The organism is Dorea longicatena, assembly GCF_024168045.1.
Classification (GTDB): Bacteria; Bacillota; Clostridia; order Lachnospirales; family Lachnospiraceae; genus Dorea_A.
This window is the reverse complement of record NZ_CP100126.1, coordinates 1,378,165-1,403,542: the sequence shown is the minus strand read 5'-3', so window position 1 is coordinate 1,403,542 and position 25,378 is coordinate 1,378,165. Positions and strand designations below refer to the sequence as shown.

The 25,378-nt window shown below is 41.5% G+C and carries 21 protein-coding genes; 3 read left to right on the top strand and 18 right to left on the bottom strand.

Annotated elements, in window-relative coordinates; translation table 11 throughout:
* Positions 1–95: 95 nt before the first annotated feature.
* The 6 genes from ilvA to plsX all read right to left on the bottom strand — a co-directional run bounded on the left by ilvA (position 96) and on the right by plsX (position 7,920).
* Positions 96–1,310: a threonine ammonia-lyase gene (ilvA, locus tag NKF87_RS06560; protein WP_028086215.1), complete on the bottom strand. Its 1,215-nt coding sequence runs from the start codon at positions 1,308–1,310 to the stop codon at positions 96–98.
* Between the two features lie 21 nt (positions 1,311–1,331).
* A complete protein-coding gene (gene ftsY / locus NKF87_RS06555; protein ID WP_028086214.1) occupies positions 1,332–2,285 on the bottom strand; it encodes a signal recognition particle-docking protein FtsY in 954 nt (317 codons plus the stop codon).
* Positions 2,286–2,294: 9 nt separating this feature from the next.
* Positions 2,295–5,855, bottom strand: coding sequence for a chromosome segregation protein SMC (smc, locus tag NKF87_RS06550; RefSeq protein ID WP_055284492.1), 3,561 nt, complete (start codon positions 5,853–5,855; stop codon positions 2,295–2,297).
* A 7-nt stretch (positions 5,856–5,862) separates the two neighbouring features.
* A complete protein-coding gene (gene rnc / locus NKF87_RS06545) occupies positions 5,863–6,558 on the bottom strand; it encodes a ribonuclease III (RefSeq protein WP_055284490.1) in 696 nt (231 codons plus the stop codon).
* A gap of 66 nt (positions 6,559–6,624) precedes the next feature.
* Positions 6,625–6,861 (bottom strand): acyl carrier protein, encoded by a 237-nt coding sequence (gene acpP, locus NKF87_RS06540; RefSeq protein ID WP_006426671.1) that lies wholly within the window; start codon positions 6,859–6,861, stop codon positions 6,625–6,627.
* Positions 6,862–6,897: 36 nt separating this feature from the next.
* A complete protein-coding gene (plsX, locus tag NKF87_RS06535) occupies positions 6,898–7,920 on the bottom strand; it encodes a phosphate acyltransferase PlsX (RefSeq protein ID WP_253584275.1) in 1,023 nt (340 codons plus the stop codon).
* A gap of 165 nt (positions 7,921–8,085) precedes the next feature.
* On the opposite strand from plsX, the gene NKF87_RS06530 reads away from it, so the two are divergent.
* The gene (locus NKF87_RS06530) at positions 8,086–9,252 is read left to right on the top strand and encodes a M20 family metallopeptidase (protein WP_253584273.1); all 1,167 of its coding nucleotides are present in this window, start codon (positions 8,086–8,088) and stop codon (positions 9,250–9,252) included.
* A 618-nt stretch (positions 9,253–9,870) separates the two neighbouring features.
* Entirely contained in the window at positions 9,871–11,073 is a 1,203-nt protein-coding gene (locus tag NKF87_RS06525) for an IS110 family transposase (protein WP_118310317.1), read from the top strand.
* Positions 11,074–11,476: 403 nt separating this feature from the next.
* Here the strand turns inward: NKF87_RS06525 and NKF87_RS06520 are convergent, their stop codons facing one another.
* From NKF87_RS06520 to mgtE, 8 genes are all read right to left on the bottom strand, one after another.
* Positions 11,477–12,853 (bottom strand): sodium-dependent transporter, encoded by a 1,377-nt coding sequence (locus NKF87_RS06520; protein ID WP_055284484.1) that lies wholly within the window; start codon positions 12,851–12,853, stop codon positions 11,477–11,479.
* 209 nt (positions 12,854–13,062) lie between these two features.
* The gene (gene pepI / locus NKF87_RS06515) at positions 13,063–13,953 is read right to left on the bottom strand and encodes a proline iminopeptidase (protein WP_055284482.1); all 891 of its coding nucleotides are present in this window, start codon (positions 13,951–13,953) and stop codon (positions 13,063–13,065) included.
* A 151-nt stretch (positions 13,954–14,104) separates the two neighbouring features.
* Positions 14,105–15,895 carry an aminopeptidase P family N-terminal domain-containing protein gene (locus NKF87_RS06510; RefSeq protein WP_006426676.1) on the bottom strand — a complete coding sequence of 597 codons (1,791 nt, stop codon included), beginning with the start codon at positions 15,893–15,895 and terminating at the stop codon, positions 14,105–14,107.
* 238 nt (positions 15,896–16,133) lie between these two features.
* The gene (gene rpmF / locus NKF87_RS06505) at positions 16,134–16,313 is read right to left on the bottom strand and encodes a 50S ribosomal protein L32 (protein ID WP_005332600.1); all 180 of its coding nucleotides are present in this window, start codon (positions 16,311–16,313) and stop codon (positions 16,134–16,136) included.
* Positions 16,314–16,316: 3 nt separating this feature from the next.
* A complete protein-coding gene (locus NKF87_RS06500; protein ID WP_028086207.1) occupies positions 16,317–16,844 on the bottom strand; it encodes a YceD family protein in 528 nt (175 codons plus the stop codon).
* A gap of 88 nt (positions 16,845–16,932) precedes the next feature.
* On the bottom strand, positions 16,933–18,120 hold the full coding sequence (locus NKF87_RS06495; RefSeq protein WP_028086206.1) for an acetate kinase: 1,188 nt from the start codon (positions 18,118–18,120) through the stop codon (positions 16,933–16,935).
* Between the two features lie 25 nt (positions 18,121–18,145).
* Positions 18,146–19,141: a phosphate acetyltransferase gene (gene pta, locus NKF87_RS06490; protein ID WP_028086205.1), complete on the bottom strand. Its 996-nt coding sequence runs from the start codon at positions 19,139–19,141 to the stop codon at positions 18,146–18,148.
* Between the two features lie 159 nt (positions 19,142–19,300).
* A complete protein-coding gene (mgtE, locus tag NKF87_RS06485; RefSeq protein ID WP_171029357.1) occupies positions 19,301–20,638 on the bottom strand; it encodes a magnesium transporter in 1,338 nt (445 codons plus the stop codon).
* A 193-nt stretch (positions 20,639–20,831) separates the two neighbouring features.
* On the opposite strand from mgtE, the gene NKF87_RS06480 reads away from it, so the two are divergent.
* Positions 20,832–22,109 (top strand): nucleotidyltransferase, encoded by a 1,278-nt coding sequence (locus tag NKF87_RS06480; protein ID WP_253584271.1) that lies wholly within the window; start codon positions 20,832–20,834, stop codon positions 22,107–22,109.
* Between the two features lie 127 nt (positions 22,110–22,236).
* Here NKF87_RS06480 and NKF87_RS06475 read toward each other — a convergent pair whose 3' ends face one another.
* From NKF87_RS06475 to coaE, 4 genes are read right to left on the bottom strand one after another with little or no spacing between them, the layout of a single operon-like run.
* Positions 22,237–23,601 (bottom strand): PFL family protein, encoded by a 1,365-nt coding sequence (locus NKF87_RS06475; protein ID WP_118309679.1) that lies wholly within the window; start codon positions 23,599–23,601, stop codon positions 22,237–22,239.
* Between the two features lie 38 nt (positions 23,602–23,639).
* Complete coding sequence (locus NKF87_RS06470; protein ID WP_055284476.1) at positions 23,640–23,912, bottom strand: ACT domain-containing protein; 273 nt, start codon at positions 23,910–23,912, stop codon at positions 23,640–23,642.
* Between the two features lie 56 nt (positions 23,913–23,968).
* On the bottom strand, positions 23,969–24,766 hold the full coding sequence (locus NKF87_RS06465) for an MBL fold metallo-hydrolase (RefSeq protein WP_117598567.1): 798 nt from the start codon (positions 24,764–24,766) through the stop codon (positions 23,969–23,971).
* Positions 24,767–24,786: 20 nt separating this feature from the next.
* Positions 24,787–25,377 (bottom strand): dephospho-CoA kinase, encoded by a 591-nt coding sequence (coaE, locus tag NKF87_RS06460; RefSeq protein WP_117598566.1) that lies wholly within the window; start codon positions 25,375–25,377, stop codon positions 24,787–24,789.
* Between the last annotated feature and the right edge of the window lies 1 nt (position 25,378).

Sequence of the window (25,378 nt, the reverse complement as noted above, 5' to 3'; positions counted from 1 at the left end):
CAAGTATTATTATGGATATTTATTCAAAAAAAATGATTATGGGATTTCCATAATCATTTTTTGAATAGTCGCTGAAAAAGTTCTCTGGTATCATATTAATAAAGCTTGGCATTGACTTCTCTAGGACTTAAGCCTTCGTCTTCTAACGCTTTCATAATCTGGTGCTTGTGTTCGGTTCCGAAGGCTTCCAGTGTGATTCGAAGTTCTACTGCTGCGTTTCGGTTGGTACTTACAAACTGGTTGTGTTCCAGTTTGATTACATTACCGTTTGCTTTGGCAATCGTAGATGCAACACGTACCAGTTCACCTGGTTTGTCAGGAAGCAGTACCGATACAGAGAAGATTCTGTCTCGCTGTATCAATCCATGCTGTACGATTGACGACATTGTGATCACATCCATATTTCCGCCGCTTAAGATAGATACGACTTTCTTTCCTTTCAAATCAAGCTGTCTGAGGGCTGCCACCGTCAGAAGTCCGGAATTTTCTACTATCATCTTATGATTTTCTACTACATCGAGGAATGCCCCAATCAGATCATCATCTGCAACAGTGATCACTTCATCAATATTTTTCTCTGCGTATGGGAATATCTTCTCTCCTACACGTTTCACAGCAGTACCATCTGCGATGGTGTTTGCACTGGAAAGTGTTACAGGATGTCTTTCCTTTAATGCTTCTGTCATACTTGCAGCAGCTGCCGGTTCTACACCGATTACTTTTACATTTGGATTCAGAAGTTTTGTAAGTGTAGATACACCTGTAATCAGTCCGCCGCCACCTATCGGTGCGAGGATATAATCTACATCCGGAAGTTCATCAAAGATTTCCATAGCGATACTGCCCTGTCCGGTTGCGACATCCAGATCATCGAACGGATGGACAAACGTATATCCGTTTTCTTCTGCTAATTTCATCGCATATGCGCAGGCATCATCATAGACATCCCCGTGTAATACAACTTCTGCACCATAACTCTTGGTACGGTTAACTTTGATCAGTGGGGTAACTGTCGGCATAACGACCGTTGCTTTGCAGCCAAATTTTTTTGCTGCATATGCTACGCCCTGTGCATGGTTACCGGCCGATGCTGTAACAAGACCTTTCTTTCTGTTTTCTTCGCTCATTGTGCTGATTTTATAATATGCGCCACGTACTTTGTAAGCACCCGTGTACTGCATATTTTCTGGTTTCAGATATACTTCTGCACCTGTCTGGTTGCTTAAATATTCACTGTATACCAGCTTGGTTGGAAGGGTTACTTCTTTTACGATTTCACTCGCCTGCTTGAATTTTTCTAATGTTAACATCTCGTATTTCCTCTCTTCCTCTTATTTGTTTTCTGAAACCTCTTCTGAAGTCTCATCATCTTTTGGTCTTTCGAATAACGCATTCACGAAATCATCCGCATCAAATTTCTGCAGATCATCAATGGTCTCTCCTACACCGATATATTTTACCGGAACGCCAAGTTCTGCATGGATTGCAACTGCGATACCGCCTTTTGCGGTTCCGTCCATCTTTGTCAGAACAATTCCTGTAATTTCTGCCACATCGTTGAATTCTTTTGCCTGCTGCAGAGCATTCTGCCCTGTTGTTGCATCCAGAACCACCAGCGTCTCTCTGTATGCCTCAGGAAATTCCCGGTCGATGATCTTATTCATCTTTCTGAGTTCTTCCATCAGATTCTTTTTATTATGCAGACGACCGGCTGTATCTATCATTAATACATCTGCGTGCCGTGCTTTTGCTGCCGCAACAGCATCAAACACTACCGATGCCGGGTCAGAGCCTTCCTGTCCGCCGATCAGCTCAGCCTGCGAACGGTTCGCCCATTCTTTTAACTGTTCTCCTGCTGCAGCACGGAATGTATCAGCCGCTGCAATTACCACTTTCTTATCCTCTGCGCGGAGTTTTCCGGCCAGCTTTCCGATCGTTGTAGTCTTTCCCACACCATTGACACCGATCACCATCACTACGGATGTATGGTTTTCAAATTCATATGCCGTTTCCCCGATATCCATCTGTTCTTTGATACTTTCAATCAGAAGTTCCCGGCACTCCATCGGTTCTTTGATGTGTTTTTCTTTTACCTTTGCTTTCAGATCATCCAGAATATCATAGGTTGCCTGTACACCAAGGTCTCCCATGATCAGTACTTCCTCCAATTCCTCGTAAAAGTCATCATCGATACGGGAGAATCCGTGAAAGATGCTGTCCATTCCTGATACAATATTATCTCTGGTCTTGCCAAGACCGGCAACCAGTTTTTCAAAAAATCCCATACCTTCCTCCTATTTATCCAGTTCATTTTCCAGCAGGCTGACAGATACCAGTGTAGAGACACCTTTTTCCTGCATAGTAATACCATACAGTCTGTCTGCTGCGGTCATTGTTCCTCGTCGGTGTGTAATTACAATGAACTGCGTATATTTTGTTAATTTGTGCAAATATTGCGCAAAACGGTCTACGTTGTTATCATCAAGCGCCGCCTCTATCTCATCCAGCAGGCAGAATGGTGACGGTTTCAGATTCTGGATTGCAAAAAGAAGTGCTATTGCTGTCAGTGCCTTTTCGCCTCCGGATAACTGCATCATGTTCTGCAGCTTCTTTCCTGGCGGCTGGGCAATAATCCGGATACCTGCTTCCAGAATATCCTCATCTTCCATAAGTTCCAGCGTTCCTTTTCCACCGCCGAACATCTCCTTGAATACCTGATCAAACTCTGCGGCAATTCTGGCAAACTGCTCTTTAAACTGCTTGCGCATGGCATTATCAAGTTCCTCGATGATCTGCTCCAGTGTTTCGGCTGCTTCAACCAGATCATCATGCTGTCCTTTCAGAAATTCATACCGTTCGGATACACTTTTATATTCTTCTATCGCATTGACATTGACATTTCCCAGTGCACGGATCTCACTTTTTAATTCCTGGATCCGTCTCTTCATATCTGCAAGATCGGTCAGATTCGGATTCCTAAGCTCTTTTGCATGATTCAGTGTGAGTTCATATTCTTCCCACATATAATTAATCTGCTTCTCGGAAGCTTCTTCGCAGCCTTCTTTCTGGCTTTCCAGACGGTAAACTTCTTTATCAAGATCCGCCATATGTTTCGAGATCTCTTCACGTTTTTCAAAGAACGCTTTGTGACGTTTATTCAGTTCCATTCGTTCACTTTTTGAATGTTCGATCTGAAGTTTGATCTCTTCAAACAAATCTCCGGAATGATCAATTGTTGTTTTTAACTCGTGGATCTTCTCCTCTTTTTCGGTGATCTCCCTGGAATTGCCGCCTTTATTCTTTGTCAGCTCTTCCAATTCAGTCCGGAATTTATCGACCTCTTCGCAGATACGGGTAATATTTTCCGTGATAAATGTATATTTTTGCTCTAATCCTGCATATTCCAGATGAATCTGTTCTGATTTTCTGGTCTTAATACTCTCTTTTGTATGAACATCTTCCAGTTCTTTCTGCTCTTTCTCAATGGTGAGATTCAGATCATTCTCCAGACTTTCGGATGTATCCAGCTCAATATTAATAGATTCCTGATTGTCCATGATCTCCGTGATCTGTGCATCGAGTTTCGCAGCTTCATTCCGCAGATTATCAAACTGCTGTCTGAAGCTTCTGATCCTGGTTGATGACTGATCTGCATTCATCTTCGCCGTATTCTGTACGACATATGCTTTCTGCAGTTCTGTACTGATTGCATCGGTCTTCTCATAATACCCTGCACGTTCTTCTTTCAGACCAGAGATCTGTTGTTTCATCTCCGTCATCTCCTGCTTAAGCTTCTGCACGGTCTTTTCAAATTCTTCGATTTCCCGTCGTCTGCTCAGAAGATTACTTGAGTTTTTAAATGCTCCACCGGTCATGGAACCACCTGGATTGATCAGCTCGCCTTCCAGTGTTACGATACGGATAGACTGGTGGTATTTCCTTGCAATCATTGTTGCATGATCAATATGATCTACTACCAGTGTTCTTCCCAGCAGATAATCTGCAAGGGTTTTATATTTGCTCTCCACCTGGATCAATTTGTTGGCTGTCCCGATAACTCCCGTTTCTTTCAGTACTTCCGGCCGGTTAATCCCGGAATTCGCACGGATCGACGTTAACGGCAGAAAGGTTGCACGTCCAAACTTATTCTTCTTCAGGAAATGAATCATTCGTTTTGCTGTATCCTCATCCTCCGTTACGATATTCTGGATATTTCCTCCAAGTGCAGTCTCAATAGCGATCTCATAGTCTTTTTCAACCTTCACGATATCTGCTACTACACCCAGAAGTCCCTGCTCCCGGTCCTTATTATCCATGACTTTACGAATACTGTTACCGTATCCGTCATACCGTTCCGTAATATTCTTTAATGATTCCAGTCTGGACTGTTCCCTGTGAAAAGCAGATTGTCCGATCTGCAGCTTCTGGGATTCTTTCGAAATCTTAGTCTGCAATTCCCTGATCCTGCGTTCATATTCTTTATTCTCGTCATTCAGTGAAATGATCTTGTCGGAAATAACTTTCAATTCCATTTGGAATTTATTCAGACTCTCATTCTCTTCTGCGATCTCACTGTCATTTGCAAGGATTTCACGGTTAATCTGCGATTTTCTTACCTGAATCTGCTCCATCATTGTATCGAATTTCTGAATCTGAGCCTTCGTGGATGCTCTGTTATTCAGTATTTCCATAATATGATTCTTTTTTTCATCGACAGATCCGGTAATCTGAGCAATCTTCTCCTGCAATTCCGTCAGTTCATTTTTGATCTTATCTTCTTCTGACCGCTTTTCTTCCATCTGTTTTTCAATGGAATCTTTTTCCGTGTGAAGTTCTTTCAGCTGTCCTTCACGGACATCTATCTCCGAATCAATAACACCGGCACGCTGATCGAAGTGTTCATCATTCATCCGCGCACTGTGGATCTGTTCTTTTAACAATGCAATCTGGTTCTCTAACTGTTGCTTCAGAATGGTTGTCTCATTTAACTGACGGTTCGCTTTTTCAATGGAATCATCGATCACTTCCACCTGTTCTTCAATCGACTCATATTCTGTCTTTGTATCTGCATACTTGCTGGTTGCTTCTTCTAGTTCTCCTTTTGTAATACGCAGTTTTTCATCCAGATTCCGGATCTGATCCCGGATACGTTCCATTTCCAAAAGAAACATATTGATATCGTATGTTTTTAATTCTTCTTTGCGTTTCAGATATTCCCGCGCCTTTTCAGACTGACGTTCTAACGGTCCGACCTGTTTTTCCAGTTCAGACAGAATATCATTGACACGGACCAGATTCTGGCGTTCGTCTTCCAGCTTTTTGACTGACATACTTTTTCTTCGTTTGAATTTAACAATTCCTGCCGCCTCATCAAAAAGTTCCCGCCTCTCATCCGGCTTACCACTTAAGATCTTATCAATCTGTCCCTGTCCGATAATCGAATACCCTTCTTTTCCGATACCTGTATCATAGAAAAGTTCATTTACATCTTTTAATCTGCATGCTCTTCCATTGATCAGATATTCGCTTTCTCCGGAACGGTATAGCTTTCTTGCTACCGTAACTTCTTCGTAATCAACCGGAAGCTTATGGTCTGAATTGTCCAGAGTAATCGCCACCGATGCATAACTAAGCGGCTTTCTGTTCTCAGTACCGGAAAAAATAACATCCTGCATGTTGCCGCCTCTTAACTGCTTCACACGCTGTTCCCCAAGCACCCATCTGACCGCATCTGCTACGTTACTTTTTCCACTTCCGTTCGGACCGACAATGCCGGTGATTCCATTATGGAATTCGAATTTAATTTTATTGGCAAATGATTTAAATCCCTGCACTTCTATGCTTTTTAAATACATTCCACACCTACTTTATATTCTTTTCATGCAGTTTCAAAATGCTGATATATGCAGCCTCCTGCTCTGCTGCTTTCTTCGTCCGGCCTTCTCCGACTCCGTATTCTTCTTCTCCGATATGTACCGCAACACGGAAAGTCTTATTATGATCCGGTCCCTCTTCACCAATCAGATGATACGAGATTACTTCTTTAAAATTCGCCTGCACGATTTCCTGCAGGATAGTCTTGCTATCAAAAAAGAGTTTCTTGTTCTCCAAATCTTTCAAAATAAATCGATGTATAAACTCTTTTGCATTAGCAAAACCACCATCAAGATAAATTGCTCCGATCAGAGCCTCCATTGCATCCGATGTTACAGATTCTCTCTTTCGTCCTCCGGTAGCATCTTCTCCTTTACCAAGCAGAAGGTATTCACCAAGATCCAGATCTCTTGCGCAGAATGCCAGTGCCGGTTCACATACCATACTTGCTCTTGTCTTTGTAAGTTCCCCTTCCGGAAGCTTCGGATTATTGTGAAACAGGAATTCGCTGGACACCAGTTCAAGAACCGCATCTCCCAGAAATTCCAGACGTTCATTACACTCATACTTTGGCAGATGCTTTTCGTTGGCATAAGAGCTGTGAATCATCGCCTTTGTAAACAGGGTAAAGTCATCAAATTTGTAACCAATCTTTCCTTCTAATTCTTTAAGGTCTTTGCTCATTGTAAACTCCATCCTAAAGAACGAAAAAAGCCCCTGGCAGGGCCCTTTCGTTCTTTTTATATCTGCCTAGTTATTATTTGTTGCATTCTTGATCTGCTCAACAGCATCTCCAACTGTAGAGATCTGCTCAGCGTCATCATTATCGATCTCAATGTCAAATGTTTCTTCTATTCCCATAATAATCTGGAAGATATCAAGGGAGTCTGCTCCCAGATCATCTACAAATGTTGTGTCCTCTGTAATATCATTCACTTCTACATTTAATACATCAGCGATGATTTCTTTTAATTTTTCAAGTTCCATATCAAATCTCCTTTTCTTATCATAGTTAGTAATATATTATTCAGCGGATTTTTGCTCCGATTGAATACTTTCCCTGATCTTTTCATTGATCTTCTGCTTCTTAAATGTTACACATTGGATTAATGTATTGCTGACTTCTTTTGCTTTCGAGCTTCCATGTGTCTTTACGACCAGACCGTTTAATCCAAGCAATGGCGCACCGCCATACTCACTTGCATCAAATGACTTTAAAGTTGTTTTTAACGCCGGTTTGATAAGCAATGCTCCGATCTTGCTTCTGAGTGTGGACATCAGTCCTTCTTTTACCTTACTGATCAATACCGCCCCGACACCTTCATATAGCTTAAGGATTACATTGCCCGAAAATGCTTCTGTCACAATGACATCAGCCTGTCCATGCGGAATCTCTCTTGCTTCTACACTTCCGATAAAATTCAGTTCTTTTTCTTCTTTTAAAAGAGGAAACGTCTCCTTTACCAGTGCATTACCTTTTTCTTCTTCTGCTCCGATATTTACAATCCCAACTTTCGGATTCTTAATACCAACTACATGTTCCATATAGATAGAACCCATCTTGGCAAACTGAACCAGATGTGAGGCTCTAGCATCTACATTCGCTCCACAGTCGATCAGAAGTGCTACACCCTTCTCTGTCGGGATCAGTGACGCAAGTGGTGGCCGCTCTACACCTTTGATCCTTCCAACGATTACCTGTCCGCCTACCAGGATTGCTCCGGAACTTCCGGCAGATACAAATGCATCAGCCTTTCCTTCCTTTACCATCTTCATTCCGACTACAATAGAAGAATCTTTCTTTCTTCTGATCGCATTCACCGGAGGTTCGGCAGTCTCTATTACTTCTGTTGTATTCACAACTTCCAGTCTGTTCTTATCATAAGTATACTTCTGCAATTCAGCATTCACTATATCTTCTTTGCCAAGCAGATATACCTTTATATCCTGTTCACGTCCAAGGGCATCGACTGCCCCTTTTACCATCTCACCCGGTGCATTGTCCCCGCCCATAGCGTCCAATGCGATCACCGTAATTTCTGACATATTTATTCCTCCTAATATTACTGAATTTATTCTACTAAACATCCATGCAAAAATCAATATTTTCAAAAATATTTATCAGAAGTTTGATAATATATGATCCGGTTGGTATAATACCTTTTATCATCAAAATTAGATATGGAATTATAGAAAGAAAGGGATCAATAAATGGATTATTATAAGAGAGCTCTTGAACTCAACGATGAAACCATAAAAAACAGACGTTACTTTCATATGAATGCAGAGGCCGGTCTTCATATGCCAATGGCCTGCGTATATGTAATGGACAAATTAACCGAATATGGATTGGTGCCTTCGAGGTGCGGAGAAGGTGTGACTGCTACTGTCGGAAATGGTGGTAAAGTCTTATTATTACGTGCGGACATGGATGCCCTCCCAATGCCGGAAGAAAGCGGACTTCCATTTGCCTGCCCGACCGGAAAAGAAGCACATGCCTGCGGACATGATTTTCACGCTGCCATGTTACTGACCGCTGCAAAAATGCTAAAAGAAAATGAGGCCGAGTTAAAAGGCACAGTCAAATTTATGTTCCAGCCTGCGGAAGAAACATTCAAAGGCAGTAAAAATATGATAGAACATGGTATCCTGGAGAATCCGAAAGTAGATGCGGCACTGGCCTATCATGTATCTCCAGGGCAGATGCCGGTTGGAATCTACATGTATAACAGTACAGGAACTATGATGTACTCCGTTGACGGTTTTCATATCGAAATCAAAGGAAAGGGAGCACATGGTGCCTATCCTCAGAATTCCGTTGATCCGATCAATATTGCAGCCCATGTATATTTTGCACTGCAGTCTGTAATCGCCCGTGAGACAGATCCTTCCAAAGCCTGTCTTATGACCGTCGGTAAATTCCAGGCCGGAACCGCTGCCAATATCATTCCTGATACTGCCGTTCTCGAAGGAACTATTCGAACGAACGATAAAAATTCCAGAGAACTTCTGGTACGAAGAATGAAAGAAACGGCAATCCGGACAGCCGAAACTTTCGGAGGAACAGCCAAAATCACTATGATCTCGGAAGTACCGCCTCTGATCTGCAATCCGGAATTTACCGAACAGATCGTCGGCTTCATGAAGGAACTGGATATTCCGAAACTAACCCCTTACCCTGGCATATCCGCAAGTGCTTCTGAAGATTTTGCAAATATTGCAGAACAGGTACCATCCGCTTTCATGTATCTGTCTGCCGGATATATGGATGATCGCGGGAAGTATTCTGCACATAACCCAAAGGTACAGTTTAATGAGGATGTGTGTCCGATCGGGGCTGCGTGTCTGGCGCACTGTGCGACCCGTTATTTAAATTGATTTGGGATTTAATTGGGATTTAATTTATTAACTGGGGAAGCGGCCTCTCAGTCCTTGAAGGAAACAATAGATAAGGCTTCTTGTTCAGGTTCCATACCATAAGAAACACTAAGAGAGTCAGAATCACCTAAAAGCAAAGGAACTACGCTCAAACTCGGCGTTCGCCTCAAACACGTTCGCTTCGTTCCTTTAACGGTGCTTCTGACTCTCTAACTGTTTCTAACGGCATTCCACATTCACAATAATCCTTATCTATTGTTTCCTTCAAGTCGTGACTGGCTGCGAATGTTAATAAATGAAATGCCTGGAAGTGTAATCCGGTGAAAGCCACAACTGTTACGCAATTGCCATTTAGTACCATAAAAGTGTAGTTGTTAGAGAGTAATTAACTCTAACATCTACACTTATTTTATTATAATAAGGGAAGTAGTTGGTATGACATATTGCCATTAGGATTTTCACATCCGTGAATGAAACCGTCAGCCATCCCCTTATTATAAACATTCATTTAAGCAGGTTGAAACTCGCAGGAGCTTTCGCGTAACGAACTAAACTGAATCATAATAAGTGTAGATGGGATAAACAACTGCAATTCTATAAAAAGAAAAGGAGTATATTATGATCAGCGTAGGAATTGATGTATCAAAAGGGAAAAGTACAGTATGTATTTTGAAACCATATGGAGAGATTGTTAGTAAGCCTTTCAATATTACCCATACCCAAAAGGATTTAAGCGAATTATCTTCCATGCTTTTCAGACTAAATGATGAAGTCAAAATCGTTATGGAAGCAACCGGAATTTATCATCTTCCAGTTCTTACATATTTACAGGAAAAAGGATTTTTTGTTTCTGTAATTAATCCGTATCTTATGAAAAGTTATCGTAACGAAAGTCTGCGAAAAGCCAAAACCGACAAGATTGATTCCCGTATCATTGCTAATTATGGAATTGATCATTGGTTTAAAATGAAAGAATTTCAAACTTCTGGAGAGATTTATGAAGAGTTGAAGTTGCTTGGACAGCAATATCGGCATTATATGAAGCTTCATCTTTTATCTCTCGCTGAATTGACCCATCTTTTAGATTTGACCATGCCCGGAATAAAGAATCTTCTTGCAAGTTGGAATGAAACAAATCGAAAAGATAAAAGAAGTGATTTTGTGGAACGTTTTTGGCATTATGATGTAATAACATCTATGTCTGAACAGGAATTTACTGAAGAGTATATACTTTGGGCAAAAGAAAAGAAATACGTCCCAAGCCAGGAAAAAGCCAAAGTTATATACACCCTGGCTCAGGAAAGTATTCCCACATTACCTTCAGAAACCTCATCGTTCAAAATGCTGGTGACTGAAGCAGTTCGGGTGCTCAAGGAAGTTGATGCAACCCTTGGTCTAATTTTATCACGGATGCAGGAAATAGCCAAGACTTTGCCAGAATATTCGGTTGTAAGAGAAATGGGTGGAGTGGGAAATACATTAGCCCCAAAGTTAATTGCAGAAATAGGAGATGTTCGCAGATTTCGCAACGGGAAGGCATTGGTTGCATTCGCAGGAATTGATCCACCACCGTATGAATCTGGTCAATTTGTAGGTTGTAATAGGAAAATCTCGAAACGTGGTTCAGCATCATTGCGCAAAGTAGGATACGAAACAATGAGAAGTTTAAAAATGCGTTCCAGACCAGAAGATCCGGTTTACCGATATGTTGTAAAAAAGGAATCAGAAGGTAAAAGTAAAAAATCAGCAAAGATAGCCGGATTAAATAAGTTTTTACGCATTTATTATGCTCGAGTAACCGAACTATATAAAAATATATAATCTTATATAAAATAAATAATTTTTTAGACTGCCAATCAGACAGTCTATTTGTGGTACGCAAATATATTTTGTGACAGAAAATAAAAAAGATAAAAATAATTATTGACTTTTCTTAGCAGGTTTCATTCGTAAGGCATTTGATACACACGGAATAAAGCTTGAAAAGGCGTTCCAGTGAATGTGAAAGAGGTGTTGGTAATTCTTAAGGGGTAAAATTCTGCGTTAGGTTTTCAAAATTTGACTGTCTGAGGCGTATGCCGAGTTTCAAATTTTGAAAACCTGCTTTTAGCAGAATTTTACCCCTTTAGAATTGACCCGCCGATGGAACCTGAGCAGGAACGCCTTTTCAAGCTTTATTCCGGTTCGGGTATCCACAGCCTTCCTGAATTAAATCCCAATACACTTACATTGAAATCCACCCAAATGCATTTGCTACCGAACTGACCAGAATAATAATAGCAAAGATTGGGCACAGATACTTGATCATTACGACAAATATCTTCTTTCTGCGGAATTTACTTTCCCCATGCCGGATTTCTTCTTCCATACGATCCACACCAACTACTTTAGATACAAATAAACTTGTCATCAACGCAGCAATCGGCATCATCACAGAATTGGTAAGGAAGTCAAAGAAGTCCAGGAACTGCATTCCGATAATCTTTACGAATGATAATGGTCCATATCCAAGGCATGACAATGTTCCGAGAATAATCATAATGAATCCCACAATAACCGTGGATTTCTTACGGCTCCATTTTAATTCGTCTTCTACAGTAGAAACTGAACTTTCTGTTAATGCGATAGAACTTGTAACAGCAGCAAATAATACAAGTAAAAAGAACAGGATTCCTGCAAACGTTCCAAATCCCATGCTATCAAATACCTTTGGAATTGTAATAAACATTAATGACGGACCTGCCTGCAGCGTATCCGGATCTCCACCAGAGAATGCAAATACAGCCGGAATAATCATCAGACCAGCCATAATTGCAATTGCAGTATCAAATACTTCAACATTCCTTGTCGAATCTTCGATGGACGTGTCTTTTTTCATGTAAGAGCCAAATGTGACCAAAATACCCATAGCAATTGACAGAGAATAGAACATCTGTCCCATGGCTGTTACAACCGTCATCCATGAAAAGTTTTTAGGATTTGGTACAAGGAAGTATTTCACACCAGCCAGCGCACCCGGTCTTGTCACCGAATAGATTGCAATGATCACAGACAGTACCACCAGTATCGGCATCATAAACTTGGAAACACGTTCAATTCCATTACGGACACCCGCATAGATAATGATCAATGTGAACATACAGAAAACAATAAAGCATATTTCCGTAGAAAGACCATTGGATATAAAGTTTGAAAAATATCCATCTTCTGCTAATTTTGCGCCATTCCCTTTCAGGTATTCCACAAAATATTTAATTACCCATCCACCGATGACAGAATAATACGGTACGATCAACACAGGAATAATTGCATTGATCCATCCACCGAACGACAACCATCCGGCCTTTTTGCCAAAGGCTTTAAACGCACCAACCGGACTCTTTCTTGTCATACGTCCAAGAGCTGATTCCGCAACGATCATTGTATAACCAAATGTCAGCGCAAGCAGGATGTAGATCAGGAGGAATATACCTCCACCATATTTTGCGGCCAGATAGGGGAATCTCCAGATATTTCCCAGACCGACGGATGCGCCTGCCGCAGACAGAACGAATCCTATTTTTCCTGAAAAGGAACTTCTGTTATTTTTTTCTTTTTCCATCTCTCTTTCAGTTCTGATTTTCCATGATTACAATCAGAACTTTCCCTCTTTCTTATCAGATTATATTATCAGACATTGATTATTCTTATATGCCAGACGATTTATTTTATCACATTTACGCAGTGAAGTCACTATTAATTTACAGATATCGCATTTGAAAAAGATCCCCGTCAAATGACGGAGATCTTTTTCAAATCATTTTATGTATTTTATTTATCGTATTCGTTCATCCACTTGATCAGCTCTACGCAGTAATCATCGTGTCTGTCTACGAATGTTGTATGTCTTGCTCTCTCCCAGAGGATCCATTTAGAATTCGGGATTTCATCTGCCATAGTCTTTGCAACTAATGGTGAGCACAGATCAGAGATACCACTCATGATCAGTGATGGAACTTTGATCTCGTGAAGTCTGTCGATGTACTCGAAGTCTTTCAGTGTACCAGATGGAACGAATTCGTTCGGTCCCCATCCATACAGATAAGCTTCTCCACCGGATTTCTTAGGTCTTGTACAACACTCTGGAAGATCTTCTCTCCAGTAATTACAGTATCTGTCCATATAGTTATCTACTGCTTTCAGATAAGCTTCTCCTGTGAAGTCATTGCGCTCCAGAGCATCGTTGATTGCTGCCTGATCCTCTTCAGACATCATCTTAATTCTACGCATACCTTCTCTTGCCCACAGGCTGCTGCTTGGATGTCCGGAAGAAATGATGAAGGATTTTACCCCTTCTGCTCCACGCTCGATGGCATATGCAATCTGCATCATTCCGCCCCATGACTGTCCGATAATGTGGCATTCTTTTAATCCAAGGTGTTCTCTTAAAGCATCTAATTCATCCAGCCAGAGATCCTGTGTCCACATCTCCGGATGTCCGTCAAGATAAGATTTACCACATCCTAACTGGTCGTACATAACGATCATACGATCATCATCATCTGCAACGTTATCCAGGACTTCATAATAGTTGTGTGTAGATCCAGGTCCACCGTGTAAGCAGATCAACGGAGCTTTTCCGTTATCTTTCTGTTCTCCAACGATTCTGTAATATGTCTGATAGCCATGGAAAGGCATATATCCTTCTGTAATTTTTGCCATTTTACCTATTCTCCTTTTCTTAAAAGACGCCGCAGACCGCTGGTCCGCGGCATTTTTTTATTATAATTTTCTGACACCCCTTGTCAGTTAAATTTTCTTATGAGTAAGTAAAGTTACTTACTTGCAGCTTTTTCTATGTACTTTAGAAGTATTAGATAGCTCTTGTGTATTCTTTCAGCCATTCTCTTTCTTCATCAGTCAGATATGGACCAACCTTCTCGTAGCAGGCTTTGTGATAATCATTCAGCCATTCTTTCTCTGATCTTGTCAGTTCTTCCGGATCGATACCATCAAGGTCGATTGGTACGAAGTTCAGAGTCTCAAAGTGCATGAACTGTCCATATTTATTCTTCTCACCGTTTACAGTAAGCAGGTTGTTCTCGATACGGATACCAAAATCTCCTTCTTCATAGATTCCCGGCTCATCTGTAATTACCATACCAGGCTCAAACTGATGATGTTCGTTCTTAGAAGGAACGATGTACCAGCGGAATCCTGTTGGCGGCTCGTGGATACTTCCAAGATATCCGAAACCATGTCCGGTTCCACACTGGAAGTCTTTGTTCATATCCCAGATTGGCTGTCTTGCCAATACATCCAGAGACCATCCGTGGTTACCATAGAGGAAGTTTGCTGCGCTTAAGTGCTGCATTGCTCTGTATACAGCTGTGTAATATTTCTTCAGTTCCGGTGTGATATGTCCCAGTACTGTTGTTCTGGTAATATCAGTAGAACCTTCATAATATCCGCCGCCTGTATCGCTCAGAAGCATACCGCCTTCTTTTAATACAACGTCTGTCTCTTTAGACGGTGCATAATGCATCATTGCAGCGTGCTCACCGAAAGCCTGCAGAGGTTCGAATGAGTCACGGATATATCCTTCCTGTTCTGCACGCAGAGCTGTCAGTTTATCTGAAGCAGAAAGCTCTGTAATCTCCATCTTGTCATAATTTTTCTTAACCCAGTAAATGAACTTCGTCAGTGCAATACTGTCTTTCAATTCTGCATTTTTGATATTTTCAATCTCAACAGCATTCTTAATTGCTTTCATCAAGATAGTCGGATTAGCTCCTTCTACTACCTTACATGGAAGACTCTTATACAGTGCATAGTTCATCTTCATCGGGTCAATCAGTGCAACCTCATCTGCACCAATCTTCTTAGCATCTTCGTAAATGTCATTGTATGGATGAATGTTGACATTATTCTTTGCCATCTCTTCTCTGATGCGGTCATTCAGTTTGCTGTCATCGATATACAGATCTACACTGTCTTTACGTACGATCACATAATCAAGAACCAATGGGAAGAAGTCAATATCATCTCCTCTGAAGTTCAGAAGCCATGCGTTATCATCCAGAGACGCAATCAAATGTACCGTTGCTCCGTATTCAGCCATCTTCTCACGAACTCGTTTCAGCTTGGATGCAACATTCTCTCCTGTGTATTTGTCTTCCAGGAAGAAACAAGGTTTCTTAGAAAGAGACGGGCGGTCTTCCCAGATCTGGTCGATCAGATCTACTTCATATTCGATCGTGATATTCTTTGCACCCAATACTTCTTCATATTCCTGTCCTTCACCCATAGAAAGGACACGACCATCAAATGCGACCTTACCGCCTTCCGGGATCTTCTGGGCAAGCCATTCTGTTGTAGAAGGTGTATCATCAACGAACATCTTCATCAGACGTACTCCACTGCCTTCCATCTCTGTCAGTGCCTGTGTGAAATATCTTCCATCTGTCCACAGACCTGCATCATCTTTTGCGATTACAGCCGTTCCGTAAGAACCACTGAATCCAGTAATGAACTTTCTTGCTTTGAAATGCTCTCCTACATACTCACTTTGATGGAAATCTGCAGTTGGTACAACATATGCATCGATATTCTGCTCTGCCATCAGTGCGCGAAGCTTTTCAATACGCTTTGCTACTTCTGTCATTCTGTTTTCCTCCTTAGCTACATAGTCCATCTCTTTGCCTGTAAAATGAATTTTCACTTTCCCCATCGGCAGTTTATTTATAGACTACGTTCTATATCTGGTTAAAATTATAACACTTTCAGAAAATGTTGCAACACAAAATGTAATCATTTTATCTTTTTTTCACTATTTTATACAAAATTCAGTCAAAAAAAGAGACGACCAAAACCGATCGTCTCTTTTTATCATTTTTCAAAAATTAATCCTGAGCAATGATTTCTTTTTTGTTGTATGAACCACAAGCCTTGCATACTCTGTGAGGCATCATTAATTCGCCACACTTGCTGCATTTTACCAGGTTTGGTGCGCTCATTTTCCAGTTTGCTCTTCTTTTGTCTCTTCTTGCTTTAGAAGATTTATTCTTTGGACAAATTGACATAGGTTACACCTCCTTAAAATTCTTAAATACATCACGGATAACTGACATTCTAGGGTCGAGCCCCGTATCTTCACAGTTACAGGTACCTTTATTCAGGTTCTGACCACATACGTTGCAAATACCTTTACAGTCTTCGCTGCATAGAATTTTCGTCGGCCACCCTACCAATAACTCGTTGTAGACCAATTGTTCTACATCTAAGCTATATCCGTCAATATAGTTATTCTCGTCTAAATCTTCTGACTGATCATATGCATCTGACTCTGTATCAATCTTATGCTTGAAGTCAAGTGTCACCTTCACTTCTACATCTTCCAGACATCTGTCACATGGTGCAACTGATGTAATCTTAGCTTTACCAGTCACTTCCAACTTGCGGTCACCTGCATATTCTACAGACAATTCAAGTGGTGTCTTCTCTGTAATTGCATAATCTCCCATCTCAGACTTGAAACAAGTCATTTCGATTGGAACAGATTCATGTATTGCTTTATGCTGCTCAGACAGAACGTCGGATAGGTTTAATATCATAGTATCGTCTCCTATTCACACACTAGACTATTATATCATGTAAAATTATTTTGTCAACAGAAATTTACATTCTTTTAGTCATTTAGTCTTAAACTAATTTTGCTGTTTCACGAGCAATAGCTAACTCTTCGTTTGTAGGAAGGACAATTACTTTTACTTTTGATTCTGGTGTAGAAATTACGGTTGTCTCTCCGTGAACATTCTCATTCTTTTCTTCATCGAGCTCTACGCCAAGATATCCAAGGTAATCACAGATGTCTTTTCTGAGATCCGGAGCATTCTCTCCAACACCGGCTGTAAATGTGATTGCATCTACACCGTTCATTGCTGCTGTATAAGATCCGATATATTTTGCAACACGGTATTTGTAAGTATCCATTGCAAGCTGTGCTCTTTCGTTTCCGTCAACAGCTGCCTGTCTTACATCACGGAAGTCAGAAGACACACCGCTGATTCCAAGAAGTCCTGACTTTTTGTTCAGGATATTCAGCATCTCATCTACGCTGATATCTTCATGATTGCAGATGAACTGAAGAACTGCAGGATCAACATCTCCACTACGTGTTCCCATAACAAGTCCTTCCAAAGGAGTAAGTCCCATACTTGTGTCTACGCATTTTCCACCGATAGATGCGGAGATACTTGCACCATTACCAATGTGGCATACAATAACCTTTGCATCTTCTTTTCCAAGAAGTTTTACAGTTTCACCAGATACAAACATATGGCTTGTTCCGTGGAAACCATATCTTCTGATGCTGTATTTCTCATAATATTCATATGGGATTGCATACATAGCTGCTTTCTTTGGAATATTCATACCAAATGCTGTATCGAATACTGCTACATTCGGTTTGCCAGGCATTGCTTTTTCGCAAGCTTCAATACCGATCAGGTTTGCAGGGTTATGAAGAGGTCCGAGGTCGAAGCAGTCACGAACAACTTTCTTCACGTCTTCTGTTACAAGTGTTGCATCACTGTAAATAGTACCTGCATGCAGTACACGGTGTCCGATTGCTGTAATCTCATCCGCACTTTCGATCACACCATGCTCTTTATCCTGTAAAGCATCCAGTACTAACTGTACTGCTACACCATGATCTGGCATTGCCTGCTCTACAACATATTTATCTTTTCCTGTTGGTTTGTGTGTTAATACAGATCCATCGGCTCCGATTCTTTCACAGATACCTTTTGCAAGAACGCTCTCGTTCTCCATGTCGATCAACTGATATTTTAAAGATGAACTTCCGCAGTTCATTACTAATACTTTCATATTATTTCTCCTCTTACTTTATCTCTTACTGATTCTGGCACTGAACTGCTGTGATTGCAACAACACCTTCAATATCCTTAGCACTGCATCCTCTTGAAAGGTCGTTAACAGGTGCTGCGATTCCCTGTGTCATTGGTCCGTAAGCTTCTGCTTTTGCAAGACGCTGAACAAGTTTGTATCCAATGTTACCTGCATCAAGGTTAGGGAAGATCAGAGTATTGGCTTTTCCTGCAACCTGGCTTCCTGGTGCTTTAGCTGCTCCAACAGAAGGAACAAGTGCTGCATCAAGCTGCATCTCTCCGTCTAACATAAGATCCGGATTCTCAGCTTTTGCGATCTTAACAGCTTCCTGTACTTTTGTTACGTCATCGTGTTTTGCACTTCCCATTGTTGAGTAAGAAAGCATAGCAACTCTTGGATCAGCACCAACGAGCTGTTTGAAGCTTTCTGCTGAAGACTGAGCGATTGCTGCAAGCTCTTCGGATGTAGGATTCTGGTTCAGTCCGCAGTCAGCGAATACAAATGTTCCATTCTCTCCCATATCACAATCAGGTACTACCATTACAAAGAATGCTGAGACGAGTTTTGTTCCTGGTTTTGTCTTCAGGATCTGAAGGCATGGACGAAGTGTGTCAGCTGTAGAGTGGCATGCTCCTGATACCATTCCGTCTGCATCTTTCATCTTAACCATCATTACACCATAGTATAAGTAATTAGTAAGAAGAATCTCTCTTGCCTGTTCTTCTGTCATTCCTTTTTTCTTTCTCAGTTCAACAAGTGTTGCTACATATTCATCTGTTTTCTCGTATGTAGCAGGGTCAACGATTGTTGCTCCTGTGATATCGAAATCCCCTTTATTCTTAGCGATCTCTTCTTCGCTTCCGATCAGGACCAGATTAGCTGTCCCTTCTTTTAAGATTGCCTCTGCTGCCTCATAAGTTCTGATGTCTTCGCTCTCTGGAAGAACGATTGTTTTTTTACAACTTTTTGCTTTTGCTTTGATTTCATCTATAAATCCCATGATAAATAGACTCCTTTCCAAATATTTTTCTCAGTATTTTCATTATAATACAAAGAGCCCTTGCGGACAAGGGCTCTTACGGTAATCTTATGTCTCTTTTTGCGTACAATGTACAATATTTATCCTGCTTTTGACAAAAACTATTGCAATTTCACAGTGTTATAAGCGAAATACGTAACTCACGATCGCAAAATATACACTGATCGTGCTGATATCAACCAGTGTAGAGATCAGCGGTGTCGCCATGATTGCCGGATCAAGTCCGATTTTCTTAGCGATCAGAGGGAGTGTACATCCGACTACTTTTGCGATCAACACTGTACAAGCCATCGTCAGACCAATGGTAAATGCCATCATGGCATCTCCCTGTCCCATCAACATGATACGGATTCCATTTACCACAGACAGTATGATGCTGATGCAGAATGCAATGCGGATTTCTTTCCAGATTACTTTAAACAGATCCGAAAATTCAATCTCTCCGACAGCAAGTCCGCGGATCACAAGTGTCGAGCTCTGCGATCCACAGTTTCCTCCGGTTCCGGTAAGCATCGGAACAAATCCTGCAAGCTGCGGCATCAGTGCCAGTGCATTCTCGTAGCTGTTCATGATCATCTGTGTTACCGTCGCAGACAGCATCAGAAACAACAGCCAGGGAATACGGCTCTTTACATGCTCGAATATTGATGTCCCGAAATACGAGTCTTCATTTGGATTGACACCGGCCATGATGCTGATATCTTCCGTTGTCTCATCCTGAAGTACCTGCATCGCATCATCAACGGTTACAATACCGACCATACAGTTTTCATGATCTACGATCGGCAATGCGATCAGACCATATTTTGTAATGATATTAGCAACGTCTTCCTGATCGTCTGTCGTACGGGCATACAACATATTTGTATCCATGATCTCTTCAACCGTCTTGGATTCACTGCTGGTCAGCAGTTCTTTTATGTCAACCTGCCCGATCAGATGACGTTGTTCTGTTACATAACAGGTATAAATCGTCTCCCGGTTGAGACCAACCTGTCTTATTTTTAATATGGAATCAGCAACCGTCATCTCTCTTCGCAGTGCAATATAATCTACATTCATCACACTTCCGGCACTGTCCTCCGGATACTGAAGAAGCTGATTGATCTGCTGACGTTTTTCCGCATCTGTCACCATCAGCAGTCTGTCTACCACGTTGGCAGGCATCTCTTCCAGCACATCAACGGTATCATCCAGATACATTTCCTCCATGATCTCTTCCAGTTCGGAATCCGTCAGTGCATTGATCAGGTCTTCGCGCATATCGCTGTTCATATATGAAAATGTCTCTGCCGCTTCTTCTTTTGCAAGCAGACGGAATACCAGCACCATGTGTTTCTGATCAAATTCTTCCAGAATCTCCGCAAGATCCACCGGATACATATTTGTTTCCAGTTCTTCTTTCAATTCTTTATATTCCCGGGCATCCAGCATATCCTTAATACGTTCTTCAGTCAGTTCTTCTCTGTCTTCTACATAATCAATATCATCGTCTTTTTGCCCGTCTGCCGTTAAGGCTTCCTCATTCATATTTTCTTCCATAATAATATGCCTCCTCCTTTCTTCGGATCTTGCCCGGCAAACATCCCATTTGCGTACCAAATCATTGTATAGTATAATCAATTTCAGAATGTTATACAAGGAGATTTTCATGAAAACTGTTGGACTTATCACAGAATATAACCCATTTCACAACGGACATCTTTATCATATAGAAAGAGCCAGGGAACTAACCGGTGCCGACCGGGTTGTAATCGTCATGAGCGGCGATTATGTACAGCGCGGAACTCCTGCGCTTCTATCCAAGCATTCCCGTGCGCATATGGCACTTCTAAACGGCGCATCGGCTATCTGCGAGCTTCCTGTCTGCTATGCATCCGGCAGTGCCGAATTCTTCGCCCAAGGCGCCATCTCTATTCTGGAAGGTCTGGGATGCATCGATACATTATGCTTTGGAAGTGAATGCGGAGAGCTTTCTGTTTTACAGCATATTGCACAGCTGCTTCTCTCCGAATCAGATACTTACAGCCATATGCTTCAGGATGCATTAAAAAAAGGACATTCTTTTCCTGCCGCCAGACACCAGGCTTTGGAAAAATTAACCGGTGATGCTTCCGTTTCACAGATTCTTTCTGAACCCAATAATATTCTTGGGATTGAATATCTGAAAGCACTGAAAAAGCAGAACAGCAGAATGGTACCATACACGTTAAAGCGGGACTCTTCCGGATACCACGACACAAAACTTCAGCCACAGTCAAGTTCTGCCTCTGCCATTCGGAATGCCCTGAGACATTGGGAAAAGCAGCCATTCAGCAGATATCCGGCAGATCCTCAGCAGACACCGGACGGATTCTCCGAACTGTTGCAGAACCAGCTTCCTGAAAACGCCCTGCGTCTGTTACGGGATGCATGGAATCAATCTTGTCCCATTGAAACAAATGATTTCTCCCTTTTATTAAAATACCGCCTGCTCTGCGAAACCCGGAGATCTCTATGTGAGTATCAGGATATATCCGAGGATCTTGCAAACCGTATCATCCGAAACCGGAATCAGTTTCTGAACTTCGAACAGTTCTGTCAGCTTTTAAAAACAAAAGAACTGACTTATAGCCGTATCAGCAGATGTCTGCTGCATATTCTGTTAGCTGTAAAAAAAGAAGATATGTTGAGATACCGGGAATCTTCCTGCATCTATACCAGAATTCTTGGATTTCGTAAAGAACATGCCGATGTGTTGCGTCAGATAAAAGAAAACGCCAGCATTCCGGTTATTACAAAATTAGGGCAGACAGATTCGCTTCTTCCGGAAACAATACGAATGCTGGATCAGACCACTTTTGCATCAGATCTGTACGAAAGCGTAGTGTCCGACAAGTTCGGAATTCCTTTCATAAACGAATACCAAAAGCAGATCATACATGTATAGTATATAAATCATTCTTTCGTCAGCAGCGCTCCTTTCCTGTCCAGGCACAAAAACGTGTAGCATATGATAATATAAATTGTATTCATTATCATATGCCACACGTTTTTCTTATAGCTCTGTTCTCTTTTTAGTTCTTAAAGCTGTGTACAGGAGCAGGGATTCTTCCTTTTCTATTCACAAATGCACTGCAGTCATATTCATTGACCGGAATGATTGGTGCATAACCGAGAAGCCCACCAAATTCTGCCGTCTCTCCGACATCTTTTCCAATAACCGGAATCAGACGTACTGCGGTCGTCTTCTGGTTCACCATACCAATTGCCATCTCATCTGCAATAATTCCGGAAATAGTAGAAGCACTTGTCTTACCCGGAATCGCAATCATATCAAGTCCTACCGAACATACACATGTCATTGCTTCCAGTTTTTCAATTGTGAGTGCACCCATTTCCACTGCATCGATCATACCTTTATCTTCACTTACAGGGATAAAAGCACCACTCAGTCCGCCTACGTAAGAAGAAGCCATAACACCGCCCTTTTTAACCTGATCATTTAACATTGCAAGCGCTGCCGTCGTTCCCGGCGCACCAACACGTTCCAGACCGATTTCTTCCAGAATCTCTGCGACGCTGTCCCCAATTGCCGGAGTCGGTGCCAGTGACAGATCAATAATTCCAAATGGAATACCAAGACGTTTGGATGCTTCTCCGGCAACCAACTGTCCGACACGAGTCACCTTAAATGCTGTCTTTTTAATCGTCTCACATAACTCTTCGAAGCCTTTGCCCCGCACCTGTTCAATCGCATGCTTTACAACACCAGGTCCGCTGACACCGACATTGATCACAGCATCTCCTTCTGTTACACCAAGGAATGCACCTGCCATAAATGGATTATCGTCCGGCGCGTTACAGAATACTACAAGTTTTGCACATCCGAGAGAATCATTTTCTTTTGTTGCATCAGCTGTCTTCTTTACAATTTCACCACACAGACGTACTGCATCCATGTTAATACCGGTCTTCGTTGATCCCACATTGATCGAGCTGCAGATACGGTCTGTACATGCAAGTGCCTGCGGAACCGAGCAGATCAGGTTCTCATCGCTTTTTGTCATAGACTTTGACACCAGCGCCGAATAACCACCGATGAAGTTTACACCGACTTCTTTTGCAGCTTTATCCAATGTCTTTGCAATCGTAACAAAATCCTCAGGACTTTTGCATGCCGCACCGCCGATCAGTGCTACCGGTGTTATGGAGATTCGTTTATTAACGATCGGAATACCAAATTCCTGCTCGATCTCCTCTCCGGTCTTCACAAGATCTTTCGCAACGGTAGTGATTTTGTTGTAAATATTTTCATTTAATTTATCAAGGTCTGCATCTATACAATCCAACAGGCTGATTCCAAGGGTAATTGTACGTACATCCAGATTCTCCTCTGCAATCATCTGATTTGTCTCATATACTTCATATCTGTTTATCATGTGTTTTTCCTGCCTTTCCGTGAATATTTTTAATTTGCTTATAATCTGTGCATTTTTTCAAATATTTCTTCTCTCTGACAGTGAATGGCAACACCGATAGAAGTTCCGATCTCTTCCAGCTCCTTTGAAACCACAGCCACTTCTTTGCTGCAATTTGTTACATCAACAATCGTCATCATATTAAAGTATCCATCTACGATGGTCTGAGAGATATCAAGGATATTAACATTTGCTCCTGCAAGATACTCACATACTTTTGCAATAATACCTACGGTGTCTTTTCCTACAACTGTGATTACACATTTCTTCATGATTTGTTTTCCTCCTATTGTCTTCGCCATTGTTTCTTTCTTACATTCTACTTTTCTTATAATGCAATGATATCAGATACCTGATCCCGTTTAGCTACCATCATCGGAATGTCATTTCCCTTATAAGGATTATCACCAATGCTGATTTCCAGTCTGACCGTCTCATATGCCAGTTCTTCATAATTATTCTCTTTACTTAAATGTCCAAGAACGACATACTGCAAGTCATCATGTAATATATCGCAAAGAAGCTTTCCTGACAATTCGTTAGACAGATGTCCCTTATCTCCCATAACTCTCCGTTTCAGGGGGTATGGATATGGTCCTACTTCCAACATATGTATGTCATGATTTGCTTCCAGAACGACTGCATTCAAATCTTTTAGATGTTCTACGGTATAATCATCATATATTCCAAGGTCTGTTGCAACCGCAACTGCCTTTTTACCGTTATCTATCCGGTATCCGGATGGTTCGTTCGCATCATGGGAGATTGCAAACGGATCAATGTTCAGTGTTCCCAGTGAAAATGGCTGATCAACCTCTACCTCATGTAATAGTCCGTCTGGGAGGTTTCCCAGCTTTTTATAATTCCGGATTCCCGCAATAGTTCCAGGTGTCGCATAGATTGGAATCTCATATTTTCTGCTGAACACACCAAGTCCCTGAATATGATCCACATGCTCATGCGTAATCAGGATGCCTTCCAGTTCATCTCCTTTTATCTCCAATTTTGCCAGCCCTTCTTCTATCCTTTTTTTGCTGATACCGGTATCAACCAGAAGATGTGTCTGATCATCTCCTACATAGATGCAGTTTCCACTGCTTCCACTTGCAATACTGCATAATCTCATATTAAATATTATCTGCCTTTCTATAAGTCTTCTATGATCTTATTCAGCTGGATCTTTGTCTCTTCAAACTGTCCGCTGTTATCGATCACCCGGTCACAGTGACGCATGAACAGATCTTTCGGAAGTTGTGCTTCGAAAATCTGATCCACTTTACAGTCCTCATATCCTCTTGCATATTTCAGACGTTTTCTGCGGATCGAATCTTCCACATACACATACCAAAGTTCATCACAGATCTCCTCATAATGATCCTCGATCAGAAGTGCTCCTTCAATCAGCATCAGATTCGTACTTTTGCGTTCTTCTCTTGCAATCTTCTTCTGAATTTCTTCTTTTACTTTTGGATGTACAATCCCATTCAGTACAGAAAGTTCAACCCTGTCGGCAAAAACAATGTCTGAAAGCTTTGTCCGGTCCAACTCTCCTTTTTCATCCAGAATTTTCTCTCCGAAATGTGCAACAATTTCATCAAAGCATTCTGTTCCTTTTTTCTGCAGTTTCTTTCCTACTTCATCTGCCATACAAATAGTCGCACCATATTTATTATTCAGATATTCCAAAATCTGTGTTTTCCCTGCGCCTACTCCTCCGGTAATTCCTATAATCTTCATC

Excerpts from the sequence above, each read along its gene's own strand:
- acpP (WP_006426671.1), bottom strand. The coding sequence starts at position 6,861 with ATGGAACTTGAAAAATTAAAAGAAATCATCGCTGATGTATTAAATGTA.
- rnc (WP_055284490.1), bottom strand. The coding sequence starts at position 6,558 with ATGAGCAAAGACCTTAAAGAATTAGAAGGAAAGATTGGTTACAAATTT.
- coaE (WP_117598566.1), bottom strand. The coding sequence starts at position 25,377 with ATGAAGATTATAGGAATTACCGGAGGAGTAGGCGCAGGGAAAACACAG.
- NKF87_RS06480 (WP_253584271.1), top strand. The coding sequence starts at position 20,832 with ATGAAAACTGTTGGACTTATCACAGAATATAACCCATTTCACAACGGA.
- NKF87_RS06495 (WP_028086206.1), bottom strand. The coding sequence starts at position 18,120 with ATGAAAGTATTAGTAATGAACTGCGGAAGTTCATCTTTAAAATATCAG.
- NKF87_RS06500 (WP_028086207.1), bottom strand. The coding sequence starts at position 16,844 with ATGATATTAAACCTATCCGACGTTCTGTCTGAGCAGCATAAAGCAATA.
- smc (WP_055284492.1), bottom strand. The coding sequence starts at position 5,855 with ATGTATTTAAAAAGCATAGAAGTGCAGGGATTTAAATCATTTGCCAAT.
- NKF87_RS06470 (WP_055284476.1), bottom strand. The coding sequence starts at position 23,912 with ATGAAGAAATGTGTAATCACAGTTGTAGGAAAAGACACCGTAGGTATT.
- rpmF (WP_005332600.1), bottom strand. The coding sequence starts at position 16,313 with ATGTCAATTTGTCCAAAGAATAAATCTTCTAAAGCAAGAAGAGACAAA.
- NKF87_RS06525 (WP_118310317.1), top strand. The coding sequence starts at position 9,871 with ATGATCAGCGTAGGAATTGATGTATCAAAAGGGAAAAGTACAGTATGT.
- NKF87_RS06475 (WP_118309679.1), bottom strand. The coding sequence starts at position 23,601 with ATGATAAACAGATATGAAGTATATGAGACAAATCAGATGATTGCAGAG.
- NKF87_RS06510 (WP_006426676.1), bottom strand. The coding sequence starts at position 15,895 with ATGACAGAAGTAGCAAAGCGTATTGAAAAGCTTCGCGCACTGATGGCA.
- NKF87_RS06465 (WP_117598567.1), bottom strand. The coding sequence starts at position 24,766 with ATGAGATTATGCAGTATTGCAAGTGGAAGCAGTGGAAACTGCATCTAT.
- ilvA (WP_028086215.1), bottom strand. The coding sequence starts at position 1,310 with ATGTTAACATTAGAAAAATTCAAGCAGGCGAGTGAAATCGTAAAAGAA.
- pepI (WP_055284482.1), bottom strand. The coding sequence starts at position 13,953 with ATGGCAAAAATTACAGAAGGATATATGCCTTTCCATGGCTATCAGACA.
- pta (WP_028086205.1), bottom strand. The coding sequence starts at position 19,141 with ATGGGATTTATAGATGAAATCAAAGCAAAAGCAAAAAGTTGTAAAAAA.
- NKF87_RS06520 (WP_055284484.1), bottom strand. The coding sequence starts at position 12,853 with ATGGAAAAAGAAAAAAATAACAGAAGTTCCTTTTCAGGAAAAATAGGA.
- NKF87_RS06530 (WP_253584273.1), top strand. The coding sequence starts at position 8,086 with ATGGATTATTATAAGAGAGCTCTTGAACTCAACGATGAAACCATAAAA.
- ftsY (WP_028086214.1), bottom strand. The coding sequence starts at position 2,285 with ATGGGATTTTTTGAAAAACTGGTTGCCGGTCTTGGCAAGACCAGAGAT.
- plsX (WP_253584275.1), bottom strand. The coding sequence starts at position 7,920 with ATGTCAGAAATTACGGTGATCGCATTGGACGCTATGGGCGGGGACAAT.